Annotated in this window: 16 protein-coding genes; 11 read left to right on the top strand and 5 right to left on the bottom strand. The window is 69.5% G+C overall.

Annotated elements, in window-relative coordinates; genetic code table 11:
* The first annotated feature begins 342 nt into the window (after nt 1-342).
* From lpdA to RBS12_RS00755, 4 genes are all read left to right on the top strand, one after another.
* Entirely contained in the window at nt 343-1725 is a 1383-nt protein-coding gene (gene lpdA / locus RBS12_RS00770) for a dihydrolipoyl dehydrogenase (RefSeq protein ID WP_307964146.1), read from the top strand.
* Nucleotides 1726-1783: 58 nt separating this feature from the next.
* Entirely contained in the window at nt 1784-3529 is a 1746-nt protein-coding gene (gene sucB, locus RBS12_RS00765) for a 2-oxoglutarate dehydrogenase, E2 component, dihydrolipoamide succinyltransferase (protein ID WP_307964145.1), read from the top strand.
* A gap of 155 nt (nt 3530-3684) precedes the next feature.
* Nucleotides 3685-4065 (top strand): hypothetical protein, encoded by a 381-nt coding sequence (locus RBS12_RS00760; RefSeq protein WP_307964144.1) that lies wholly within the window; start codon nt 3685-3687, stop codon nt 4063-4065.
* A gap of 145 nt (nt 4066-4210) precedes the next feature.
* Nucleotides 4211-4639, top strand: a complete 429-nt coding sequence (locus RBS12_RS00755; protein ID WP_307964143.1) for an OsmC family protein — start codon at nt 4211-4213, stop codon at nt 4637-4639.
* Nucleotides 4640-4709: 70 nt separating this feature from the next.
* Here RBS12_RS00755 and RBS12_RS00750 read toward each other — a convergent pair whose 3' ends face one another.
* Nucleotides 4710-8252, bottom strand: coding sequence for a S41 family peptidase (locus RBS12_RS00750; protein ID WP_307964142.1), 3543 nt, complete (start codon nt 8250-8252; stop codon nt 4710-4712).
* A 70-nt stretch (nt 8253-8322) separates the two neighbouring features.
* Nucleotides 8323-9963 (bottom strand): serine/threonine-protein kinase, encoded by a 1641-nt coding sequence (locus RBS12_RS00745; protein ID WP_307964141.1) that lies wholly within the window; start codon nt 9961-9963, stop codon nt 8323-8325.
* A gap of 118 nt (nt 9964-10081) precedes the next feature.
* Here RBS12_RS00745 and lipB point away from each other — a divergent pair, with 118 nt between their 5' ends.
* The 3 genes from lipB (at nt 10082) to RBS12_RS00730 (ending at nt 12589) form a co-directional block, all read left to right on the top strand.
* Nucleotides 10082-10765 carry a lipoyl(octanoyl) transferase LipB gene (gene lipB, locus RBS12_RS00740; RefSeq protein WP_307964140.1) on the top strand — a complete coding sequence of 228 codons (684 nt, stop codon included), beginning with the start codon at nt 10082-10084 and terminating at the stop codon, nt 10763-10765.
* On the top strand, nt 10762-11772 hold the full coding sequence (gene lipA, locus RBS12_RS00735; protein WP_307964139.1) for a lipoyl synthase: 1011 nt from the start codon (nt 10762-10764) through the stop codon (nt 11770-11772). Before lipB ends, lipA begins: the two co-directional genes overlap by 4 nt.
* A gap of 97 nt (nt 11773-11869) precedes the next feature.
* Nucleotides 11870-12589: a DUF4191 domain-containing protein gene (locus RBS12_RS00730; protein ID WP_307964138.1), complete on the top strand. Its 720-nt coding sequence runs from the start codon at nt 11870-11872 to the stop codon at nt 12587-12589.
* A 112-nt stretch (nt 12590-12701) separates the two neighbouring features.
* On the opposite strand, the gene RBS12_RS00725 is transcribed toward RBS12_RS00730, so the two are convergent.
* On the bottom strand, nt 12702-13136 hold the full coding sequence (locus RBS12_RS00725; RefSeq protein ID WP_307964137.1) for an RDD family protein: 435 nt from the start codon (nt 13134-13136) through the stop codon (nt 12702-12704).
* A gap of 259 nt (nt 13137-13395) precedes the next feature.
* Here RBS12_RS00725 and glnA point away from each other — a divergent pair, with 259 nt between their 5' ends.
* Nucleotides 13396-14820, top strand: a complete 1425-nt coding sequence (gene glnA / locus RBS12_RS00720; protein WP_307964136.1) for a type I glutamate--ammonia ligase — start codon at nt 13396-13398, stop codon at nt 14818-14820.
* Between the two features lie 132 nt (nt 14821-14952).
* On the opposite strand, the gene RBS12_RS00715 is transcribed toward glnA, so the two are convergent.
* Entirely contained in the window at nt 14953-15915 is a 963-nt protein-coding gene (locus RBS12_RS00715) for a helix-turn-helix domain-containing protein (protein ID WP_307964135.1), read from the bottom strand.
* Nucleotides 15916-16121: 206 nt separating this feature from the next.
* On the opposite strand from RBS12_RS00715, the gene RBS12_RS00710 reads away from it, so the two are divergent.
* The 3 genes from RBS12_RS00710 (at nt 16122) to RBS12_RS00700 (ending at nt 18487) form a co-directional block, all read left to right on the top strand.
* On the top strand, nt 16122-17645 hold the full coding sequence (locus RBS12_RS00710; RefSeq protein ID WP_307964134.1) for a GMC family oxidoreductase N-terminal domain-containing protein: 1524 nt from the start codon (nt 16122-16124) through the stop codon (nt 17643-17645).
* A gap of 63 nt (nt 17646-17708) precedes the next feature.
* Nucleotides 17709-17927 (top strand): hypothetical protein, encoded by a 219-nt coding sequence (locus RBS12_RS00705; protein ID WP_307964133.1) that lies wholly within the window; start codon nt 17709-17711, stop codon nt 17925-17927.
* Nucleotides 17928-17968: 41 nt separating this feature from the next.
* A complete protein-coding gene (locus RBS12_RS00700; protein ID WP_307964132.1) occupies nt 17969-18487 on the top strand; it encodes a phosphoribosyltransferase in 519 nt (172 codons plus the stop codon).
* A 170-nt stretch (nt 18488-18657) separates the two neighbouring features.
* On the opposite strand, the gene RBS12_RS00695 is transcribed toward RBS12_RS00700, so the two are convergent.
* Nucleotides 18658-21696: a bifunctional [glutamine synthetase] adenylyltransferase/[glutamine synthetase]-adenylyl-L-tyrosine phosphorylase gene (locus RBS12_RS00695; protein WP_307964131.1), complete on the bottom strand. Its 3039-nt coding sequence runs from the start codon at nt 21694-21696 to the stop codon at nt 18658-18660.
* Nucleotides 21697-21698 lie beyond the last annotated feature (2 nt).

Genomic DNA, 21698 nt, shown 5'->3' with positions numbered 1-21698 from the left:
GGGGCCTCCCTCCCCGGGCCGTTTCGGGGCTCCCCCAAGACCGGGGGGGGGCGCCCGGCGCGCGGGGCGCCCCTCTCTGCACTTCACAGTCGATGTGATCCTCGACACATCTCTAGGCAACTCCGCCAATGAATTTCGCTTTGTGAGAAGATAACTCCACAAAGCGAAAGCTTCTCGTCGCCGTGAGCCTTGACACAACGCGGGGACAAACGGCGGTGAGAAGGTGGAGCATAGTCCGTCAGGGAGATAGGGTTGCCCTGATACCCGGCCTGACAGCTCGCGCTGGCAGGCATATCGTCACCACGACGGCATTTGCCGTCCTTCACTACGAGGGAGCGTCACGTGGCCGACCAGCCTACTGCGCAGGAATTCGACATCTTGGTCCTCGGAGGCGGCAGCGGCGGGTACGCCGCTGCCCTGCGCGCCGTTCAGTTCGGCCTCCGCGTGGGCCTTGTCGAAAAGGCCAAGCTTGGAGGCACGTGCCTTCACAACGGCTGCATCCCCACGAAGGCGCTGCTCCACGCCGCCGAGCTCGCCGACCACGCGCGTGACTCCGCGAAGTACGGCGTCAACGTGAGCCTCGAAAGCATCGACATCGAGACGGTCAACGCGTACAAGAACGGCATCGTCGCCGGCAAGTTCAAGGGCCTCACCGGCCTCATCAAGTCCAAGGGCATCACGGTCATCGAAGGCGAAGGCCGGCTCACGGGCCCGGACACCATCACGGTGGACGGCACCGCCTACAAGGGCAAGAACATCGTCCTCGCCACGGGCTCGTACTCGCGCAGCCTCCCGGGCCTCGAGCTCGGCGGGCGCGTCATCACCTCGGACGAGGCCCTCGAGCTCGACTACATCCCCAAGTCTGCGATCGTCCTCGGCGGCGGCGTCATCGGCGTCGAGTTCGCCTCGGTGTGGAAGTCCTTCGGCGTCGACGTCACGATCGTCGAAGGCCTGCCCTCGCTCGTCCCGAACGAGGACGAGGCGATCGTCAAGCAGCTCGAGCGCGCGTTCAAGAAGCGCGGCATCAAGTTCAACACCGGCACGTTCTTCCAGGGCGTCGAGCAGGACGACAACGGCGTCAAGGTCACGCTCGTGGACGGCAAGACGTTCGAGGCAGAGCTCCTCCTCGTGGCCGTTGGCCGCGGCCCGGTGACCGCCAACCTCGGCTACGAGGAGCAGGGCGTCACGATCGACCGCGGATTCGTCATCACGAACGAGCGTCTCCACACGGGCGTCGGCAACATCTACGCGGTCGGGGACATCGTCCCGGGTGTCCAGCTCGCGCACCGCGGCTACCAGCAGGGCATCTTCGTCGCCGAGGAGATCGCGGGCCTCAACCCCGTCGTCGTCGAGGACGTCAACATCCCGAAGGTCACGTTCTGCGAGCCCGAGATCGCGACGGTGGGCTACACCGAGAAGGCCGCCAAGGCGAAGTTCGGCGACGACCAGGTCCAGTCGATCGAGTACAACCTCGCGGGCAACGGCAAGAGCTCGATCCTCGGCACCTCCGGCGTCGTGAAGGTCGTGCGCCAGAAGGACGGTCCCGTCGTCGGCGTGCACATGATCGGCTCCCGCATGGGCGAGCAGATCGGCGAGGCGCAGCTCATCGTCAACTGGGAGGCCTACCCCGAGGACGTCGCCCAGTTCGTCCACGCCCACCCGACCCAGAACGAGTCGCTCGGCGAAGCCAACCTCGCCCTGGCCGGCAAGCCCCTCCACGGCTGATCCGACCCGGCATCCGACTACATCGCACGACACGAACCACATAAGGAGCACGGAGACAATGTCTGAATCCGTCAACTTGCCGGCTCTCGGGGAGAGCGTCACCGAAGGCACCGTCACTCGCTGGCTCAAGCAGGTGGGCGACCGCGTCGAGGTCGACGAGCCCTTGGTCGAGGTCTCTACGGACAAGGTCGACACCGAGATCCCCTCGCCCTTCGCCGGGATCCTTGAGGAGATCCTCGTCAACGAGGACGAGACCGCAGAGGTCGGCGCTCCGCTCGCGCGGATCGGCGACGGTTCGGGCGCAGGATCGGCCCCGGCCGCCCCCGCTCAGGAGGCACCGGCCGCGGCCGCCCCCGCGCCCGCCGAGGCCGCCCCGGCGCAGCCCGAGCCCGCCCCGGCACCCGCTCCGGCCGAGGCCGCCGCGAGCAACGGCGCGTCGGAGGGCCACGAGGTCACCCTCCCGGCACTCGGCGAGAGCGTGACCGAGGGCACCGTGACCCGCTGGCTCAAGGCCGTGGGCGACTCCGTCGAGGTTGACGAGCCGCTCCTCGAGGTCTCGACCGACAAGGTCGACACGGAGATCCCCTCTCCCGTGGCCGGCACGCTCCAGGAGATCCGGGTCAGCGAGGACGAGACCGCCGCGGTCGGCGCCGTCCTCGCCATCATCGGCTCGGGCGCGACCGCCGTGGCTGCGTCGGCCCCCGCCGCCGCACCCGCAGCGCCCGCGCCTGCTGCACCGGCTCCCGCTCCGGTTGCTGCCCCCGCTCCCGCGGCTCCCGCCCCGGCTCCTGCGGCGCCGGCTCCGGTTGCTGCTCCCGCCCCTGTGGCCGCCCCGGCGCCGGCTGCGCCCGCCACGGGCGCGGAGGCGGGCTATGTCACGCCGCTCGTGCGCAAGCTCGCGAACCAGCAGGGCATCGACCTCGCGACGGTCACGGGCACCGGCGTCGGCGGCCGCATCCGCAAGCAGGATGTCGTCGCCGCCGCCGAGGCCAAGGAGGCCGCAGCGCGGCAGGCGGCCACGGCAGCCGCCGCCCCCGCGGCCACGCCGGCCGCTTCGGCGCCGGCCGTCGTCGCGTCCTCCCTGCGCGGTACGACGGAGAAGGCTCCGCGCATCCGCCAGGTCATCGCCCGCCGTATGCGCGAGTCGCTCGACACGTCGACCCAGCTCACGCAGGTCCACGAGATCGATATGACCAAGATCGCGAAGCTCCGCGACCGCGCCAAGGGCGCGTTCCTGGCCCAGAACGGCGTGAAGCTCACGTTCCTCCCGTTCATTGCGAAGGCCGTTGCCGAGGCGCTCAAGCAGCACCCGAAGCTCAACGCGGAGTACAACGAGGAAAAGCAGGAGATCACCTACCACAACGCGGAGCACCTCGCGATCGCGGTGGACACCGAGAAGGGTCTCCTCGTCCCCGTCATCAACAACGCGGGCGACCTCAACCTCGCGGGCCTCGCAGGCCGCATCGCCGACGTCGCGTCCCGCACGCGCAGCGGCAAGATCGGCCCCGATGAGCTCTCGGGCGGCACGTTCAGCATCACGAACATCGGCTCGGTCGGCGCGCTGTTCGATACGCCGATCATCAACCAGCCGCAGGTTGCGATCCTGGGCACGGGTGCGATCGTCAAGCGTCCGTGGGTCACGCAGAACGCCGAGGGCGACGACGTCATCTCGATCCGCTCGATGATGTACCTCTCGCTCACGTACGACCACCGTCTCGTCGACGGCGCCGACGCGGGACGCTTCCTGCAGACGCTCCGCGCACGCCTCGAGGGTGGCGCTTTCGAGGCCGATCTCGGCCTCTGACGGCCGCTTCCCCGTCTGCCTCAGGGCACGCAAGGACGACGGCGCCGCTTCCCCTCTGCGGGGGCGGCGCCGTCGTCCTTTTTGTTACCCACTTGGTACCCCTCGGGGCGCCGGAACGGCAAGGGCTACCCGCCAGCGACACTAGAATCGGGTTCATGACTGTCGTTCTCAGCATCGTCGTGTTTCTCCACATCGTGGGCGCGGCCATGATCGTCGGACCGTGGATTGCCAACATGAAGAATCCGACCGTTGGGGCGCGTCAGTTCGACGGGGCGATGACCCAGCTCGTCACCGGCATCATCCTCGTCGGCCTCATCACGGTCCTGTCGAAGCAGGCCGACAGCGGCATCGAGCCGCTCACGGCGAACACGTACGTCAAGCTCACGTTCAAATTCATCATCGCGATCGTTGTCGGCGCCCTCGCGTTCGTCGGCAATCGCCGCCGGAAGGCCGGTGAGACGGTCGCTCCAGGGCTCGCCCACGCCGTCGGCGGCCTCGGGCTGCTCAACATCGCGATCGCGACAATCTGGCCCTGATCCGCCGCTTTTCCGTGCCCTGACGGGCCCCCGGCCCCGCCTGCGCTCAACGCTTAACCCGCGCGCAGACGGGGCCTTCTTGTGCCTACGATGGCCGGGCCAGTCCACACTTTCAGTCAACCCAGCACCGATCTAGGAGCAAAGTATGGCCACCACACGCACTGCCCACACCGTTTGGAACGGCACCCTCATCGAGGGATCTGGCCAGACGACCCTCGACTCGTCCGGACTCGGCACCTACGACGTCACGTGGAAGGCCCGCAGCGAAGAAGCCAACGGCAAGACGAGCCCTGAGGAACTCATCGCCGCAGCCCACTCGGCCTGCTTCTCGATGGCCTTCAGCAGCGGTCTCGCGCAGGCCGGCTACACGGCAGACGAGATCCGCACGCAGGCAGAGGTCGACTTCATCCCCGGCACGGGCATCACGACGAGCAAGCTCACGATGTCCGCCAAGGTTCCGGGCATCTCCGAGGAGGAGTTCCAGAAGATCGCGGACGACGCCAAGACCGGCTGCCCCGTGAGCGGGGCCCTCAAGGGCCTCGACATCACGCTCGACGCGACCCTCGTGGGCTGATCCAGCGGACGCACGAAAAGGGCCCCGCGCGTGCCACGGCACGGGCGGGGCCCTTCTGCTGCCCCGGGGGTCAGCCTTCGTAGGCAGGCGCGGTCTCAGCGTCCGCGCGGTTCTGGGGACGCGACGGAAGCGGCGCCGGGCGAACGCCCGGGTATCCCTCGCGGGCCGGCGGCCGCTCGGTGGGGATCTCCATGAGCATCTCCTTGAGAACGCCGATTCCATGCTCGAGCTGCGGGTCGATCCCCGCGGCGTAGGCGTGCGGCGGGTACGCGACCTCGATGTCGGGTTCAACGCCGCGGTTCTCGACTCCCCAGCCGACGCCCCCGCCGAACCAGGTCGCGTAGCGCGGCTGCGTCACGGCCGTTCCGTCCGCGAGGCGGAAACGGTTGTCGATCCCGACGACTCCGCCCCACGTGCGCGTGCCCACTACGGGACCGATGCCGCGCAGCTTCCCCACCTGGGTGATGATGTCTCCGTCCGACCCGGCGAACTCGTCGGCGAGGATGACGACGGGGCCGCGCGGCGCGTGGCGGGGATACGTGCGGGGCTGCTCGCCGCGCGGCATGCTCCAGCCCGTCACGCGCCGTCCGATGAGCTCGGCGACAAGCTGCGACGTGTGGCCGCCCCTATTGCGACGGACGTCCACCACGAGAGCGTCAAGGGCCGTCTCCGTGTCGAGGTCGCGGTGCAGCTGAGCCCAGCCTCGTGCCGCCATGTCCGGCACATGCAGGTAGCCGAAGCGCCCCTCCGAGGCCTCGCGCACGAGCCGGCGGTTGGCCTGGACCCAGTCCTGGTAGCGGAGGCGCTCCTCGTCGCGGATCGGAACGACGGCGATGCGGCGCTGGTCCCCCTGCTGCTCGCCGTGCGCGGGCCCGTTGAGCATCGTGAGCTCGACCGTCTTGCCCGCGGCGCCCACGAGCGCCATGGCAGGGCCGAATTCGGGGGTGAGGGGAACGCCGTCGACCGCGAGGAGCCGGTCGCCGGCCCGGACCCCCGCGCCCGGAGCGGCGAGGGGCGAGGTCGCGAGGGGATCCGAGGACTCGCTTGCGAGCACACGGCGGACGACCCAGCCGCGGTCGTAGTCGAACTCGCCGCCGAGTCGTCCCTGGCCGCCAGCGCCCGGCTCAGTCGCTAGGGCCGGTGTGACGTAGGCGTGGGACGTCCCGAGCTCGCCGTGGAGCTCCCACAGCACATCGACGAGGTCGTCGTGCGAACCGAGGCGCTCGACGATGGGCTCGTACCGCTCGCGCATCTCGCGCCAGTCCTGCCCGGCCATGTCCGCGGTCCAGAAGAAGTCACGCTGGAGACGCCACGCCTCGGAGAAGGCCTGGCGCCACACGGCCACGGGATCGAGGCGCACGCGGATCCGCTCAAGATCGACCTTGATGTGGTCCGGGCTTCCGTCGTCGGCGCGCGCGCCGCTCGGCACGGACCGCACGGTGCGCTCGCTCACGTAGACGACCCGCGTCCCGTCCCCGGACAGGCGGTAGTCGTCAAGGGCACCGACGAGAGTCGACGTCCGGCCGTCGGCGAGGTCGAGGCGTTCGAGGGACGGCTGCGGGTCCTTGTCCCCCGGCTTCGCCTTGCCTTCCCCGGTTGCCCCTGAAAGGTCGTGGGAAAGCCACAGGAGCGCGCCAGCAGGAGCCGAGAGGCGCGAGTAATTGCCTTGGCGGACGGGGAGGGCGACGACGCGATGCGCGAGCCCTTCGAGATCCACCGAGACTGCAGCGGACGACGGCGCGGCGCCGCCTTCCGCAGGGTCGTCGCCCGTCCCGGGGCCGTCGCCGGGCTGGGACGAGCCATCCGCCGCCCCGGAGTGAGCGGGGCTCGCCACGAAGCCGGCGACGCGCGGGCCGAAGGGCGACGCCGTCGTCGCGGCAAGGGGCACGATGTAAGGCTTGATGGGGCTCGGGAACGAGAGATCGAACGAGTGGCCGTCGTAGACGGGGTCGAAGCTGCGGCCGGAGAGGAACGCGAGATACTTCCCGTCCGGAGTGAAGACGGGCGACGCGTCCCAGAAACGCCCGTCGGTGACATCCGCGATCTCGCCCGTCGCGACGTCCGCGATGCGGAGCTTCGAGCGCGAGCCGAAGGCCGTCACGGGCTCGCTCCATGCGAGCCAGCGCGAATCCGGGCTCCACGCGAGCTGGTCGACGCTGCCCTCGCCGACGCTCGAGAGGACGCGCGCTGAACCGGTCTCTGCGTCGACGAGATGAACTTCGCCGAACGCCGTGCCGATCGCAATGTGCCGCGCATCTGGGCTCGGCGCGAGCTCGGCGGCGCGGCTGGGCGTCGGAAGCGCGAAGCTCGCGAGTCCACGGCCGGACTCCTCGTCTGCGAGCCTCAGGGCCGATCGTACGGGCACCACATAGGAGCGTTGCTCGGGGCGGATCGGAACGACGACGGGAACCTGGCCCGACCCCGCGGGCACTGGCGCCGGCAGCCCACCCTCATCCGAACGTGACTCGATGCCGCGCGCCGGCATGGGCGCGGGGAGACCATCGAGGTCGTCGTCCCACGACCCGCGATCCGCGAGGTCCCTGACGAAGAGTGCCTCTTCGCCCGCGTGGTCCGCGATGAACGCCACCCGGTGCTGGCCGAGCGGCCTCGCGAGGCGCGCCCGAACGCCGGGGGTTGCCTCGACGACGCGCGACGGACCGTCCCGGTGGGTGAGCCAATGCACGGTGCCGTGCGCCTCGACAACGCTCGCGACGCCGTCGTGCGTCGGCACCGCCTCCCCGAGGTGACGGCCCACGGCGAGGGGCACGGGACGGCGCGAGGTCGACGCGGAACCGAGGGAGAGGTCAAGGCGCCGCGCCTCGGCGTCGAGGCCGTCGAGGAGCCACAGCTCCCCTGCGGACTCCACGGCGATCCGCGAGCCGTCCGTGCTTGCATGGCGGGCGTAGAAGCGGTCGAAGTCCGTGTGGCGCCGGAGATCCGCCCCGTCGCGACCGACCGAGTAGACGTTGCCGTAGCCCTCATGGTCCGAAAGGAACGCGATCCTGTTCCCGATCCACATCGGATCAGAGACGTTGCCGCCGAGTTCTGGGGTCAGGAGCCGGAACTCGCCCCCGCCGTCGGCGTCGATCCACAGCCTCCCCGCCGCGCCTCCTCGGTAGCGCTTCCACGACGCCGGATCGCGCGTGAGCACACTTCCGACGACGACGGGCCGCTCGTCGCCGATCGCCGGGCCGAAGGCCACCGAGTCGACGGGCCCATACGGGAGCTCCTCGAGCCACCCGCCCTCCACGGGGATCGCGTAGGCGTGCGTGTGGCGCGCGTCGGGCTGATTGTGGGCGCTCGTGACGATCACGCGGCCGAGCAGGTCGAAGCCCTTGACCCGCGTGGTCTGATGGCCGAAATAGGTCAGCTGGTGGAAGCCTCCCCCGTCGACGTCCGCAGCGACGGCCTCGGGCGCGCTGCCCTGCACGACGGTCCACACAACCTTGGCGCCGTCGGGAGTGAAGCGGGGATTGCGGGCAGGGAGCCGGAGCGCCGAGATCCGCCACGCCCTGCCGCCGTCCACGGGGGCGAGCCACACGTCGTCCTCGGCCACGAACGCGACGAGGTCGCCGTGGACATGGGGGTACCGGAAGTAGCTGGAGGCTGTCATTCTCCGATTCTAGGCAGCGCGGACCGGTCGCCCGCGGGGGCCGCGCGGTCGCGTCGGACCATGACGTGGCTCACGTTGCAAGGATCCTCGCGACGCGCCACGGCCCGCCGTCGCGTTCGACGACGACGCGCAGGACTTGGTCCTTTCCGGCACCTGGGGCCGTGAGCTCGCGGCCGTCGTCGCCCAGGACGGCGTAACCCGACGACACGACCCGCACCCGAACGACCGCAATGTGCCCCGGCGGGGAATCCGAGTCCTCGCGCTGGGCCTCGACGACGCGGGCGGTGAAACCCGCGAGCCGTCGGCCCTGCGCCGCGAGTTCGTCGAGCAAGGCAGCGTCCGCCCGGGCGGCCTCGGAGCCGGGTACGTTGACACGGCGCAAGAGTTCGCGATCCGACCCGGAGACGGCCAGGCCGCGGATCTCCGCGAGCGCCTGGACGGCCTGTACGGGATCGGTCGATTCGGCACGGCCACGGAGCGAGTCAGGCAGTCGCGACCACGAGTGGCCCGCGCGGCTGGCCGCGTCGCCACCGGGATCTTCCGCCGGCAGGATCACGGCGGCCGTCCACCACAGCCCGATCGCCGCCACGAAGGCCGAAACGGCGAGCGCGACGCGGGCGCCCCGGCTGGCCGGCACGCGCAGGCCGCGCGAGCGGAGGAACCCAGGATCCCGACGGCGCGCGCCGTCGTGCCCGTGCTTCGCGAACCGCGGGTGCCGGAGGCCTCGCCGAAGTCGCCAGCCGAATCGGCGGCGGCTGGTTTCGGGCTGGACCCTCGTCACGAGCTCGGCGAGCACGTCGTCGTCGACGGCCGGAGCAAGGTCGACGGGCTGGGCCCGGGCGCTCCGGAAGACCGCCCGTGCGAGCTCCGACGCCGTCGGCCGCTCGCGGGGCACCTCGGCGAGTGCCGCCTCGATCGCCAACGCGAGCTCGCTCGGGGCCTCCTCGACGAGCAGCGTGAGCGGCGGGCGCTCGGCCGTCGGCGGCGGGGCCTCGCCGGTGAGGCAGAACCACGCGACCGCGCCGAGGCCGAAGACGTCGGCGTTCCTCCGCGTCGCGTCGTCCGCCGTGTCGTCGCGGATGTCGGCGAAGCCGCGCGTGCCCGCGCGCTCTCCGGCAGGATCCGCGACCATTTGAGCGGCCCCGAAGTCGGCCAGGAGCGGCTTTCCGTGTGCCGAGAAGAGGATGTTGCCCGGCGAGACGTCTCCATGGCTGGTTCCCTCGGCATGAAGGGCCGCGAGCGCCTGCGCGATGGGGCCGATCGTCGTCACGGTCTCGCCGACGGTGAGCCTGCGGCGCACGCCGACAAGTCGCGCGAGCGATCCGCCCGCGGCGTATTCGGACAGCACCGCCACGATTCCATCCCGGGGCCCCTCGCACGCGACGACGTCCCGGAACGCAAGAAGGTGAGGGTGCGCATGCGATCGGAGGATTCGCAGCTCGCGGCGCGCGGCCAGAGCAGGATCGCCGCGGTCTCCCCGGGCGGCCGGGCGGATCACCTTGGCGGCGAGCCGTTCCCCGGTCGCCTTGTCTCGCACGAGCCAGACGTCGCCCGAGCCTCCACTCCCGAGCAGCCGGGCGACGTCGTAGCCCGGCAGGTCCGGTACCGGCGCCTCACGCGCCGTCGAGCTCGCAGCGCGCTCGGTCGATGTGGGCGACGACGTCGATGCAGGTGCGCCGGGCGTTCCCCCGGCCGGCTCAAGGCGCTCCATGTCCCATGTCTACCCGAAGCCTCCGACACGCGCTGAAAGTTATCCACAGGCCCCAGCCCAACGTGATGTGAGTCATCTCATGCCAACGCTAAGCGGCCGGAGGACTAAGCTGGTCCGCATGACTCTTGCGTTCACCCGGCTGGGGTTCGCGCCTGACTACGTCGATTACGCCGCCGGACTCGCGGCGCAGCGGCAGCTCCACGATGAGGTGGAAGCCGGCATCGCCCCCAGCACAGTCCTCCTGCTCGAGCACGCGGCGGTCTACACGGCCGGCAAGCGGACCGAGGACCACGAGCGGCCGCTCGACGGCACTCCCGTCGTTCCCGTTGACCGTGGCGGCAAGCTCACGTGGCACGGTCCAGGCCAGCTCGTCGCGTACCCGATCATCCGGCTCAAAGAGCGTCGCGCGGTGCGCGCGTACGTCGAGTTCCTCGAAGACGTCATGATCGCCGTCGTCTCCGACTACGGCATCAAGGCCGAACACGTCGAGGGTCGCGCCGGCATCTGGATCCGCGCCGACGAGCGCGGCGACGACCGGAAGATCGGGGCCATCGGCATCAGCGTGCACCACGGCATCACGGGTCACGGGATCGCCCTCAACTGCAGCAACAGCCTCGAGCCATACCAGCAGATCATCGCGTGCGGCATTGCCGATGCCGGCACGACGACGATCTCCGCCGAGATCGGGCGCGAGGTCACCCCGCTCGACGTCGTGGACCGCTTCGCCGAAGAGTTCGCGCGCCGCGCGCACGAGTTCGTCGCCGATCAGCCCATTTCCGAAAGCGAAGGAGCACTTCTGTGACGCTCGCACCCGAAGGGCGCCGGATGCTGCGCATCGAGCAGCGCAACGCCGCAACGCCCGTGGAGCGCAAGCCCGACTGGATCAAGGCGAAGGTCCACATGGGCCCGGAGTTCATCCAGCTCAAGAACCAGGTGAAGAAGGAAGGCCTTCACACGGTCTGCGAGGAAGCCGGCTGTCCCAACATCTTCGAATGCTGGGAAGACAAGGAAGCCACCTTCCTCATCGGCGGCTCCGAATGCACGCGCCGTTGCGACTTCTGCCAGATCGACACGGGCAAGCCATCACCGCTTGACCGTTTCGAGCCGACGAAGGTTGCGCGCTCCGTCCAGTCGATGGCCCTGCGCTACGCGACCGTGACCGGCGTTGCACGCGACGACCTCGAGGACGAGGGAGCCTGGCTGTACGCCGAGACGATCCGCAAGATCCACGAGCTCAACCCGGGCACCGGCGTCGAGATCCTCATCCCCGACTTCTCCGGCAAGCCCGAGCACATCACGGCGATCTGCGAGGCCAAGCCCGAGGTGTTCGCCCACAACGTCGAGACCGTGCCGCGCATCTTCAAGAGCATCCGCCCGGCCTTCCGCTACGAGCGCTCCCTCGACGTCATCACCCAGGGGCGCGACCAGGGCATGGTCACGAAGTCCAACCTGATCCTCGGCATGGGCGAGACCCGCGATGAGGTCTCCCAAGCCCTGCGCGACCTCCACGAGGCCGGCTGCGACCTCATCACGATCACCCAGTACCTGCGCCCGTCCGAGCGGCACCACCCCGTCGATCGCTGGGTCAAGCCGCAGGAGTTCGTCGAGCTCTCGCAGGAGGCCGAAGAGATCGGGTTCCTCGGCGTCATGAGCGGTCCGCTCGTGCGCTCCTCCTACCGCGCCGGCAGGCTGTGGGCGACGGCGATGCGCAAGAAGGGCTGGGAAATCCCGCCGCAGCTTGCACACATCGAGTCGTCTGGAACGACGCGGCAGGAAGCGGCGACGCTTCTCGCTGCCCAGGGAAGCTGAGGCACTGCGCCCACTCTCGCTAGGGAACGCCGCCCGCTGGACTTCGTCCGGCGGGCGGCGTTCCACGTGGGGGCACTTCACATAGAATTGAGGGACTATGGCGAAGAACCCCTCCACCACGCCCTCGGAGAACGCTCCGAAGAAGGCGAAGAAGCCGAACAGCTTCCAGCAGATGATCCAGGTCTTCCAGATGACCCGTCGGTCAGACCCGAACGTCGTCTGGCTCATGGCGTTGGCGTTCCTCGTCCTGGTGGGCGCCAGCCTCCTCGTCGGCTTCCTGCTCGAGAACTGGGTCACAGGCCTCATCATCGGCATCATGCTGGGTCTCCTCGGCGCCGTGCTCATCCTGAGCCGCAGGGCCGAGCGCGCCGCGTTCGCACAGATCGAAGGCCAGCCCGGGGCTGCGGGCGCTGCCCTCAGCACGCTCCGCCGCGGCTGGATCGTCGAAGAGCAACCCGTGGCGATGAATCCGCGCACGCAGGACCTCGTGTTCCGCGCGGTCGGGCGGCCCGGCGTCGTCCTGGTGACGGAAGGCCCCGCGAGCCGCGTGCGCCAGCTCGTCGACGGCGAGCGGAAGCGCCTCGCCCGCGTCCTCCCGAACGTGCCGATCCATGTCGTCGAGTCGGGTCGCGACGAAGGGCAGACGCCGATCGACAAGGTCGCGAAGGCCCTCCAGAAGCTCAAGCCGGAGCTCACCAAGGTCGAGGTGCAGGCCGTCAACAAGCGGCTCGCCTCGCTCGGCACCCGGCTTCCGATCCCGAAGGGCATCGATCCGACCCGAGTGCGCCCCGACCGGCGCGCGATGCGCGGCCGCTGAGCCTGCCGCCGCGTCAAGACCAACTTCGTGAGGCCCGCGGCCTCGCCGTTAGCGGCGAGGCGGCGGGCCTCACGTCATGGATGCGGGATGCCAGTGGGAATCCCGGGCTCGTTCACATTCGCACAAGCACGGTCTTGGCGACCTTGTCATGCAAGCCGCGCTGGTCGGCGTCGAACACCACGGCGGGGATGACGAGGCACAACAGGAGCGCGCGGATGATGGCCGCCGGGATTCCCGCCGGGCCACCGCCGAGGCGGACAACCTTGATCCCCAGGATGCGGTGCCCGAGGCCGAAGCCGACTGTTCCGACCAGCGCCATCTGCTCGGCCGCGAAGACGGCCAACGTCGCGATCGAGTCCGACTGGAAGAAGGCCGCCGAGATCAGCAGGCACGCCGCCCAGTCGATGCAGAGGGCAGCAACGCGACGGCCCAGGCGGGCGACTGATCCGGGACCGGTTCGCGGGAGCCCCAGGGCGCGACCCGGGTAATAGCCCGGCTCGGTGGGAGGCCCGCTGAGCCACGAGCCGATGTCTTTGCGGTCGATCACCGCACCATTCTAGTTGCGTGCGCTTTACGTCGATCTGCCGTGCATTACGGGCTCTTCTTTACCGTCCGACACGCAACCGCCTAGCGTGGGTCCACGGCAGCGGGGTGATGTAACCTCGCTGAAACAATGCGGACACTGCCGGGAAATCCCGTGTTCGTAGGCTGAGTGCCGTTGCAGCCCGGCGCCTGCGCCGCGCGGTGATTATGCCTGCGTTCCGTTCGCGCCCGGTGCGTGCCATTCCGACCTGTAAGGAGAACAGATGTTCAAGTCTGCGGAGGAAGTCCTCAAGTTCATCAAGGACGAGGACGTCAAGTTCGTCGACATCCGCTTCACCGACCTCCCCGGCGTTCAGCAGCACTTCAACGTTCCCGCGAAGACCGTTGACGAGGACTTCTTCGTGAACGGCCAGCTGTTCGACGGCTCGTCCATCCGCGGCTTCCAGGGCATCGCCGAGTCGGACATGCAGCTCATCCCTGACGTGACGACGGCGTACGTCGACCCGTTCCGCGTCGAGAAGACGCTCGCGCTCAACTTCTCGATCGTCAACCCGCGCACGGGCGAGCCGTACCACCGCGACCCGCGTGGCGTCGCAGAGCGCGCCGAGGCCTACCTCGCGTCGACCGGCATCGCAGACACCGCGTTCTTCGCGCCCGAGGCCGAGTTCTACGTCTTCGACAACGTCCAGTTCGAGTCCTCGCCGCAGGGCTCCTTCTACAAGGTCGACTCGATCGAGGCGCCGTGGAACAACGGCCGCGAGGAAGAGGGCGGCAACCTCGGCAACAAGACCCCGTTCAAGGGCGGCTACTTCCCCGTCTCGCCGGTCGACCACCAGGCCGACCTCCGCGACGCCATGGTCCTGAACCTCGACGCCGTCGGCCTCGAGGTCGAGCGCTCGCACCACGAGGTCGGCGCCGCGGGCCAGGCCGAGATCAACTACAGGTTCTCGACGCTCGTCCGCGCCGCCGATGACCTGCAGAAGTTCAAGTACGTCATCAAGAACACCGCCACGGAGTGGGGCAAGGCCGTCACGTTCATGCCGAAGCCGATCTTCGGCGACAACGGCTCGGGCATGCACTGCCACCAGTCGCTCTGGAACGGCAGCGAGCCGCTCTTCTACGACGAGAAGGGCTACGCGAACCTCTCCGACCTCGCCCGCTGGTACATCGGCGGCCTCCTCAAGCACTCCTCCGCCGTGCTTGCGTTCACGAACCCGACCGTGAACTCCTACAAGCGCCTCGTCAAGGGCTTCGAGGCCCCGGTCAACATGGTGTACTCGCAGGGCAACCGCTCCGCCGGCATCCGCATCCCGATCACGGGCACCAACCCGAAGGCCAAGCGCATCGAGTTCCGCGCGCCGGATCCGTCGTCGAACCCGTACCTCGCGTTCGCGGCCCAGCTCATGGCCGGCATCGACGGCATCCGCAACCGCATCGAGCCGCCCGCCCCGATCGACAAGGACCTCTACGAGCTCCCCGCCGAGGAGGCCAAGGACATCCCCAAGGCTCCGGGCTCGCTCGAGGAGGCCCTCGACGCGCTCGATGCCGACAACGAGTTCCTCCAGGCCGGTGGCGTCTTCACGCAGGACCTCATCGACACGTGGATCGCGTACAAGCGCGAGAAGGAGATCGCTCCCCTCTCGCTCCGCCCGAACCCCTACGAGTTCGAGCTCTACTTCGGCGTCTGATCCGAGGCTCCGCTAGCCGGATCGCCGCCCCGAGAGTCCGCATGGGCCGCACGCATTTCCTGCGCTGCGGCCCGTGCGGACTTTTTCGTGTCCGGCCCGCTCCGGGACGCGCAGACCCTCAGCTGGTGCGCATCAGCGCGCTGGGTGCCGTCCCCGATAATCACGGGGAGACTCTCCGTAGACGGCCTTGAAGAGGCGCGAGAAATGCGCGGAATCGTGATAGCCGTGCTCTGCGGCGATGCGACTGAGGGGAACGCCGGCCCGGAATGGGTCCGCGATGTCGCGGGCACAGCTCTCAAGCCGACGAGTCCGAATCCAGCCGCCCACGCTCTGGTCCCTCTCGGCGAAAGTCAGGTGCAGGAGACGGACGGAGACGAAGAGCTCGTTCGCAATGCGGGACGGGCTGAGGTCCGGGTCATCAAGATGGTCGTCGATGTAGGCGAGGGCCTCCAACCACAAGCGCGGCCGAGCGGACCGGGACTCGGGAGGCGTCGACGAGCCCAGCTCGGCGAGTATCGCGGTGCCGAGAACGTCCGCGGCGTTGCGAGCCATCCGTATGCCGATATGACTCGGCAACTCGTGGATCACGCCGGCCAGCTGCACGAGGAACGGCGACACGATCGCCCCGATCCCGCTCTCCCCGAGGCGCGTCGCCGCGAGCTCGGCGGCCCCGGCCGCCGGGACCGCCAACGCCGCGCGGGGCATGACGAGGATCATGTGGTGAAAGTCGTCGTCGGCCTCGATGCTGTAGGCCACGTCGCTGTCGTAGAACGCGACGTCACCGGGCGCGAGCTCGGCCGACTTTTCCGACTGGACCATATAGCTCCGGCCGGACAGCTGAACGTGAACCATGTAGGTGTCGCGAGGAGTCGCAGCGGCCTCCGCGAGGCTGCGCGTCACCGAGTGCTGGTTAGCCCTGACGTCGAACGCCTGGACCGTGCCGAGCACTCGCCCCCGGATCCGGCCGTGGAACGTCCTCCCCTGCTCGGCGGTGACGCTCAGAGGGGCAAATCGCTCGGAGACGAGACGGCTGAACTCTGCAACATCGGTGCTGGACACCGTCTCGCGGTCGGCTCGTCGTCGAGTCGTCGGCATGGACTGTCTCTTCTTCGATCGGGGTGTGACTCAGAACACTAGCAGTCCCCCTCGCGCTCGCCTCGGCGGTCGGTCGCCCGAGCGCGAACGTGCACTGACGCACCGCAGGCCCTGCGCTCACGGTCAAACCCGCACGGGTCCCGGAGGGAGATTCTGGAGGGAACGCGGGCCAAACGTGCCCCGGAAGCGAAAGGGAGGACGCTGCGATGCCACAGGACGCGGACTACATCGTGGTCGGAGCCGGATCGGCGGGCTGCGTCGTCGCGAGGAGGCTGCTCGACGCCGGGCACCGCGTCGTCGTCCTCGAAGCTGGCGGATACGACACGAACCCGATCATCGCCGACGTCGCCGCGGCCGGCGCGCTGTGGGGTGGACCCGAGGACTGGGCCTTCGTCACGACAGAGCAGGAGGGCTGCCTCGGCCGGCGTCTGCGCCTCCCCCGCGGCAAGGTCATGGGAGGCTCGCACGCGCTCAATGCGACGATCTGGGTGCGCGGCGCGCGCCAGGACTACGACACGTGGGCCTACTTGGGGTGCCCTGGCTGGAGCTGGGACGACGTCCTGCCCATCTTCAAGGCGATCGAAAACTACGACGGCGGCGCTTCCGAACTGCGCGGAGCGACAGGCTTGCTCGACGTCCGGAAGGACTTCGCGCGCAGCCCGCTCCAGGCGGACATCATGGAGGCCGCGCAGGAGCTCGGCATCAAGCTCAACGACGACTACAACAGCGGCGACGTCGAGGGTGTCTCCGAGATGCAGCTCAACGTCCGCGACGGCAAGCGATTCAACACGTGGCACGCCTATCTCAAACCGGTCGCCGACAGCGACCGTCTCACGATCATCACGGACGCCGAGACGCACCGGCTGACGGTCGACGGCGGCCGAGTCACCGGCGTCGAATACGTCGCCGACGGTGAGACCCGCGTTCTCGAGGCGCGGGAAACCATCCTGTGCGCTGGGGCGATCGGCACGCCGGCCATCCTCCTGCGATCGGGCATCGGCCCGTCAGACGAATTGCGGGAGGCCGGCGTCGAGCCCGTCCATGAGCTGGACGGCGTCGGCAAGAACCTGCACGACCATCTGCTGTCGCCCGTCATCTTCACCACCACGAAGAAGCCGGTTCCCGCCGCGCGGGTCGGCGCCGCCGAAACGCACCTGTTCTGGAAGAGCCGTCCCGACCTCCCAGTCCCCGACACACAGCCCATCCACTTCTCGCTGCCCATGTACTTCCTCGATTCGATGACGGGACCGGAGAACGGCTTCTCCCTCGTCGCCGGCATCGTGCGGCCGGCGAGCCGCGGCTCCGTCAGACTCTCCGGGCCGAATCTCGACGACGAGCTCAAGATCGACCTCGGGGCTCTTGCCGACCAGGCCGACGTCGACTCCCTCGTCGCGTCCGTCCGGCAATGCCGCACGCTCGGCCGCGCGCAGGCACTGGCGGCATGGGGTCAGGAGGAGGTGTACCCGGGCCCCGAAGTCGGCGACAGCGACGAGGACCTCGAGCGGTACGTCCGCGAGACCGCCGTCACGTATCACCACCAGGTGGGAACGTGCCGGATGGGACTCGACGAGCTCGCCGTCGTGGATCCGCGATCCCTGAGGGTTCGCGGCCTCGAGGGTGTCCGGGTCGCCGACGCATCCGTCATGCCGATCATCCCGACGGGCAACACGAACGCGCCGTCCGTCCTGATTGGCGAGAAGGCTGCGGTCGCCATCGCCTCGGGCCGGTGAACCGCGAGTGACCTCCCGCGCTATCCGTTCCCGACGAAGCCCAACGAGCGTACCGTCACCGGTATGGAGTTCATTCGCGTCGCCTACTACCGCGATGGGAAGACGGGACCCATCGTTCACCCCGTCACGGCGGAGAGCCTTGAGGACGCCATCGCCACAAGCGGCGAGACCGTCTCGGAGCTCTCGGGGCTCCCCGTCCCGCTCGTGCGTCTCGAAATCCTCGAGCCGAAGCATCATCGCGCGGTCGCGGCCTGGAATCCCTCGGGCTGGTCGCGGCTCTGACGACGTCACCTTGGCGGCCGATGCTCGGGTACTTTAAGGGAATGACATCTGAGCTCGACGATTCAGGAACGGCGGTCCTCGGGGAATCCGAGCGCGAAGTCCTCAGCTGGCCCGACTTCGGAACTGCGGCGCGCGATCTCGCCGCCGACGTGGTCGCGAGCGGATTCGAGCCCGACGTGGTCGTGGCCATCGCGCGCGGCGGCCTCCTGCTCGCAGGGGCCGTCGCCTACGCGCTCGGCACGAAATCATGCGGCGCGCTCAACGTTGAGTTCTACACCGGAATCGACGAGCGCCTTCCCGAGCCCGTTGTGCTTCCGCCGCTCCTCGACGAGGCGTCCGTCCACGCGAAACGGGTCCTTCTCGTCGACGACGTCTCCGACTCCGGTCGGACGCTCGCCAAGGTCGTCGACCTCATCACCGCGTGGGGCGCAGATGTCCGCACGGTGTGCCTCTACAGCAAGCCGCGCACCATCCTCGAACCGGACTTCGTCTGGCGGCGCACGGACCGGTGGATCACCTTCCCGTGGTCGGCCCTGCCTCCGGTCACTTCGCAGAGCTGAGCTCGACGCCTCCTACACTGCGACAGCACGTCACAGTCCGGCTCGGGCCAGCCAACTCTTTTACGTGTCCATCAGTTGGAGATACTGTAATTCAACGCACGGCGCCTGAGGGCGGTTCGGGCGTCGGCGCGCCCGGGCCCTGGGCAGAGCACCGGGCGCGCTGCTAAGCCCTAGCCCGCAGCGTAGAACCTCTCTTCGAAGACGTGACGCGTGCGCCGCGTGAGCTGCAGATAGCGTTGCTCGAACGCGGTCGCCTGGCCCGGCGCATACCCGCACCAACGAGCCACCGCCTCGAGATCCCGGCGGGACGACGGAAGCATGTCCGACGCCCTCCCGGTCCACACGACATTAGCGCTGCGCACGCGGCTCGCGAGCCGCCAGGTTTCGGCCAGGAGCGCCGCGTCCGCCGCCCCCACGTAGCCGAGGCGCTCTGCCACGGCAAGGGCCGCGAGCGTCGACGTCGTCCTCAGCTCGGGATTCGCGGCGCCATGCTCGAGCTGGATGACCTGGACGAGCCATTCGACGTCGCTCAGCCCGCCCCGGCCGAGCTTGACGTGCCGCGCCGGGTCCGCACCGCGTGGCAGCCGCTCCGCTTCGACGCGGGCCTTGATTCGCCGGATCTCGGTGATGGCCGCGGCCGAGAGCTCCTTGGGGTACCGAACGCCGTCGATGAGCTCCGTGAAGTCGGCGGCCAGGCCGTCGTCGCCCGCCATGGGCCGCGCCCGCAGGAGGGCCTGGGCCTCCCACACGAGCGCCCACCGGCGGTAGTACTCGGCGTACGACTCGAGCGTCCTCACGAGGGGGCCAGACTTGCCCTCGGGCCGAAGATCGGCGTCGAGCTGGAGCACGCGCTCGGCCTGGACCGCCGGCTTGAGCGGCTGCGTCAGGAGCCCCGCGAGGGACGTGACAATCCCCATGGCCTGGCGCTGGGCGGCGTCGGGATCGGCGCCGGCAAGCGGCCGGTGGACATACATGACGTCGGCGTCGGAACCGTAGCCGATCTCGCGGCCGCCCTGGCGGCCCATGGCGACGACGAGCACGTTCGTGAGGAGCGGCCCGTTGGCCGCGGCCTGATCCTCGGCGACGCGCAGCGCGCCCAAGACGGCCGCCTGGTCCACGTCCGCAAGCGCTCGCCCGACCTCGTCCTGATCGAGCAGTCCCGCGCTGTCCGCAATCGCGATCCGGAGGATCTCGCGACGGCGGATGAGGCGGATGAGCCGCATACGGGACGTGGCGTCCTCATGGCGGGAGATCTTGGACTGGATCTCCTGCCACTGGACGTCGAGGGGAACGGGGGCAAGATCCCGATCGTGCCCCAGCCAGGCGACGGATTCGGGCGAGACCTCGAGAAGGTCCGCAATGAGCCGCGAATTCGCGAGCACGTAGCACAGCCGCTCGGCCGCGGCCGCCGAATCGCGAAGCATTCCGAGATACCAATGCGTCGTCCCGAGCGTCTCGCTCACGCGGCGGAACGCGAGGAGCCCCGCATCGGGGTCGACACCCTGGGCGAGCCAATCGAGCAGCACGGGCAGGAGCTGGCGCTGAAGCGCTGCCCGGCGGCTCACTCCCGCCGTGAGCGCCTCGATGTGCCGCATGGCGCCCCGCGGGTCACGATAGCCGAGCGCCGCGAGCCGGCCCTGCGCCGCCTCGGGCGAGAGCTTGGCCTCCTCGGGGCTCAGGTTCGCCACCGAATTGAGGAGGGGCCGATAGAAGATGCGCTCGTGCAGCTCGCGCACACTGCGCTTCGTGCGGTGCCACGAGTCGAGGAGGGACTCCGGAGACGCCTTCGACGTGTCCATGACGCCTTGGACGGCCCGTGCGAGGGCGCGCAGGGCGTCGTCCTTGATGGGCATGAGATGCGTCCGGCGGAGGTGCGCAAGCTGAATGCGGTGCTCGAGCAGGCGGAGGCGTCGATACGACGCGTCGAACTCCGCGGCGGCGGCTCGGCCGATGTAGCCGCCAGCGGCGAGGGCGGCGATCGCCGACGTCGTGTCGCGCACGCGCAGCGACTCGTCGGCGCGTCCGTGCACGAGCTGGAGGAGCTGCACCGTGAACTCGACGTCCCTGAGCCCTCCCGCACCGAGCTTGATCTGCCGGTCTGCTTCCGCCGCCGGAATGTGCTCCGTGACCCGGCGGCGCATCGCCTGGACCGATTCGACGAAGCCGTCGCGCCCCGCGGATGCCCAGACGAGGGGCGCGACGGCCACCTCGTAGCGGTGCCCCAGGTCGCCGTCGCCCGCGATCCATCGCGCTTTGAGCAGCGCTTGGAACTCCCAGCTCTGGGCCCAGCGCGCGTAGTACGCGAGGTGTGAATCGAGCGTCCTCACGAGGGGCCCGTCCTTGCCTTCCGGCCGCAGGTTCGCGTCGACCTGCCAGAGGGCGGGCTCGCGGGCCGTGCCGAAGACGGCGCGGGACAGCCCCGTGGCGAGGGCGGTCCCGATCCTCAGCACGAGCGCGTCGTCCAGGCGGTCGGGCCCCGGGCCCTGGTCGACGTCGACGACGTAGATGACGTCGACGTCGGAGATGTAATTGAGCTCGCGCGCGCCGCATTTGCCCATGCCGATGACTGCGAGGGCGACGGCGGCGACGGCTTCCTCCCCGAACGTCGCCGCGGCCTCCGCGCGGGCGACGGCGAGCCCCGCATCGAGGGCCGCAGACGCGAGGTCGGCGAGCTCGGCCGCGGCCGTGGGCAGGAAATCGGTCGGCGAGGCGGCGCCGAGGTCGCGAACGGCAAGCTCGCACAGATGACGGCGGTACCGGACCCGGAGCGCCTCGTAGGCGTCCGCGCCGGTCCGCGAGGCGACCGGCCGTCTCGCTCCCGGGTCAGCGCCGACGGAGCGCAAGAGCGACGCGCGGAGCGCGGCGGGGTCTGCGCCGCGCGGTTCCGCCGACGAAGCCGCATCGAAGATGTCGAGGTGCTCCGGCCGGCGCACGAGGAACTCGCCGAGGGCCTCGGAGGCGCCGAGGAGCCGAAACAGGGGCTCGCTGCGCGTCAGACCCGCTTCGACCGTCGCCCGCAGGCGCGGATCCCGCTCGAGCAGCCGGACGAGCATGACAAGGGCCGTGTCCGGGTCGGGCGCGACCCCGAGCCCTGCAAGGAGCACCTCCTCGTCGATCCCCGCCAGTTCACGTGCCGCGAGGAACCTCTCCGCGCGCTCGGGATCCGACGATCCGAGGGCAATGAGCCGCCGCGTCAGGCTGGGCGCCATGG

Source organism: Sinomonas sp. ASV322 (assembly GCF_030908245.1).
Classification (GTDB): domain Bacteria; phylum Actinomycetota; class Actinomycetes; order Actinomycetales; family Micrococcaceae; genus Sinomonas.
Note: the sequence above shows the minus strand (reverse complement) of the source record. Positions and strands in the feature narration are given on the sequence as shown.

Excerpts from the sequence above, each read along its gene's own strand:
- sucB (WP_307964145.1), top strand. The coding sequence starts at position 1,784 with ATGTCTGAATCCGTCAACTTGCCGGCTCTCGGGGAGAGCGTCACCGAA.
- RBS12_RS00760 (WP_307964144.1), top strand. The coding sequence starts at position 3,685 with ATGACTGTCGTTCTCAGCATCGTCGTGTTTCTCCACATCGTGGGCGCG.
- RBS12_RS00755 (WP_307964143.1), top strand. The coding sequence starts at position 4,211 with ATGGCCACCACACGCACTGCCCACACCGTTTGGAACGGCACCCTCATC.
- RBS12_RS00750 (WP_307964142.1), bottom strand. The coding sequence starts at position 8,252 with ATGACAGCCTCCAGCTACTTCCGGTACCCCCATGTCCACGGCGACCTC.
- RBS12_RS00745 (WP_307964141.1), bottom strand. The coding sequence starts at position 9,963 with ATGGAGCGCCTTGAGCCGGCCGGGGGAACGCCCGGCGCACCTGCATCG.
- lipB (WP_307964140.1), top strand. The coding sequence starts at position 10,082 with ATGACTCTTGCGTTCACCCGGCTGGGGTTCGCGCCTGACTACGTCGAT.
- RBS12_RS00730 (WP_307964138.1), top strand. The coding sequence starts at position 11,870 with ATGGCGAAGAACCCCTCCACCACGCCCTCGGAGAACGCTCCGAAGAAG.
- glnA (WP_307964136.1), top strand. The coding sequence starts at position 13,396 with ATGTTCAAGTCTGCGGAGGAAGTCCTCAAGTTCATCAAGGACGAGGAC.
- RBS12_RS00715 (WP_307964135.1), bottom strand. The coding sequence starts at position 15,915 with ATGCCGACGACTCGACGACGAGCCGACCGCGAGACGGTGTCCAGCACC.
- RBS12_RS00710 (WP_307964134.1), top strand. The coding sequence starts at position 16,122 with ATGCCACAGGACGCGGACTACATCGTGGTCGGAGCCGGATCGGCGGGC.
- RBS12_RS00705 (WP_307964133.1), top strand. The coding sequence starts at position 17,709 with ATGGAGTTCATTCGCGTCGCCTACTACCGCGATGGGAAGACGGGACCC.
- RBS12_RS00700 (WP_307964132.1), top strand. The coding sequence starts at position 17,969 with ATGACATCTGAGCTCGACGATTCAGGAACGGCGGTCCTCGGGGAATCC.
- RBS12_RS00695 (WP_307964131.1), bottom strand. The coding sequence starts at position 21,696 with ATGGCGCCCAGCCTGACGCGGCGGCTCATTGCCCTCGGATCGTCGGAT.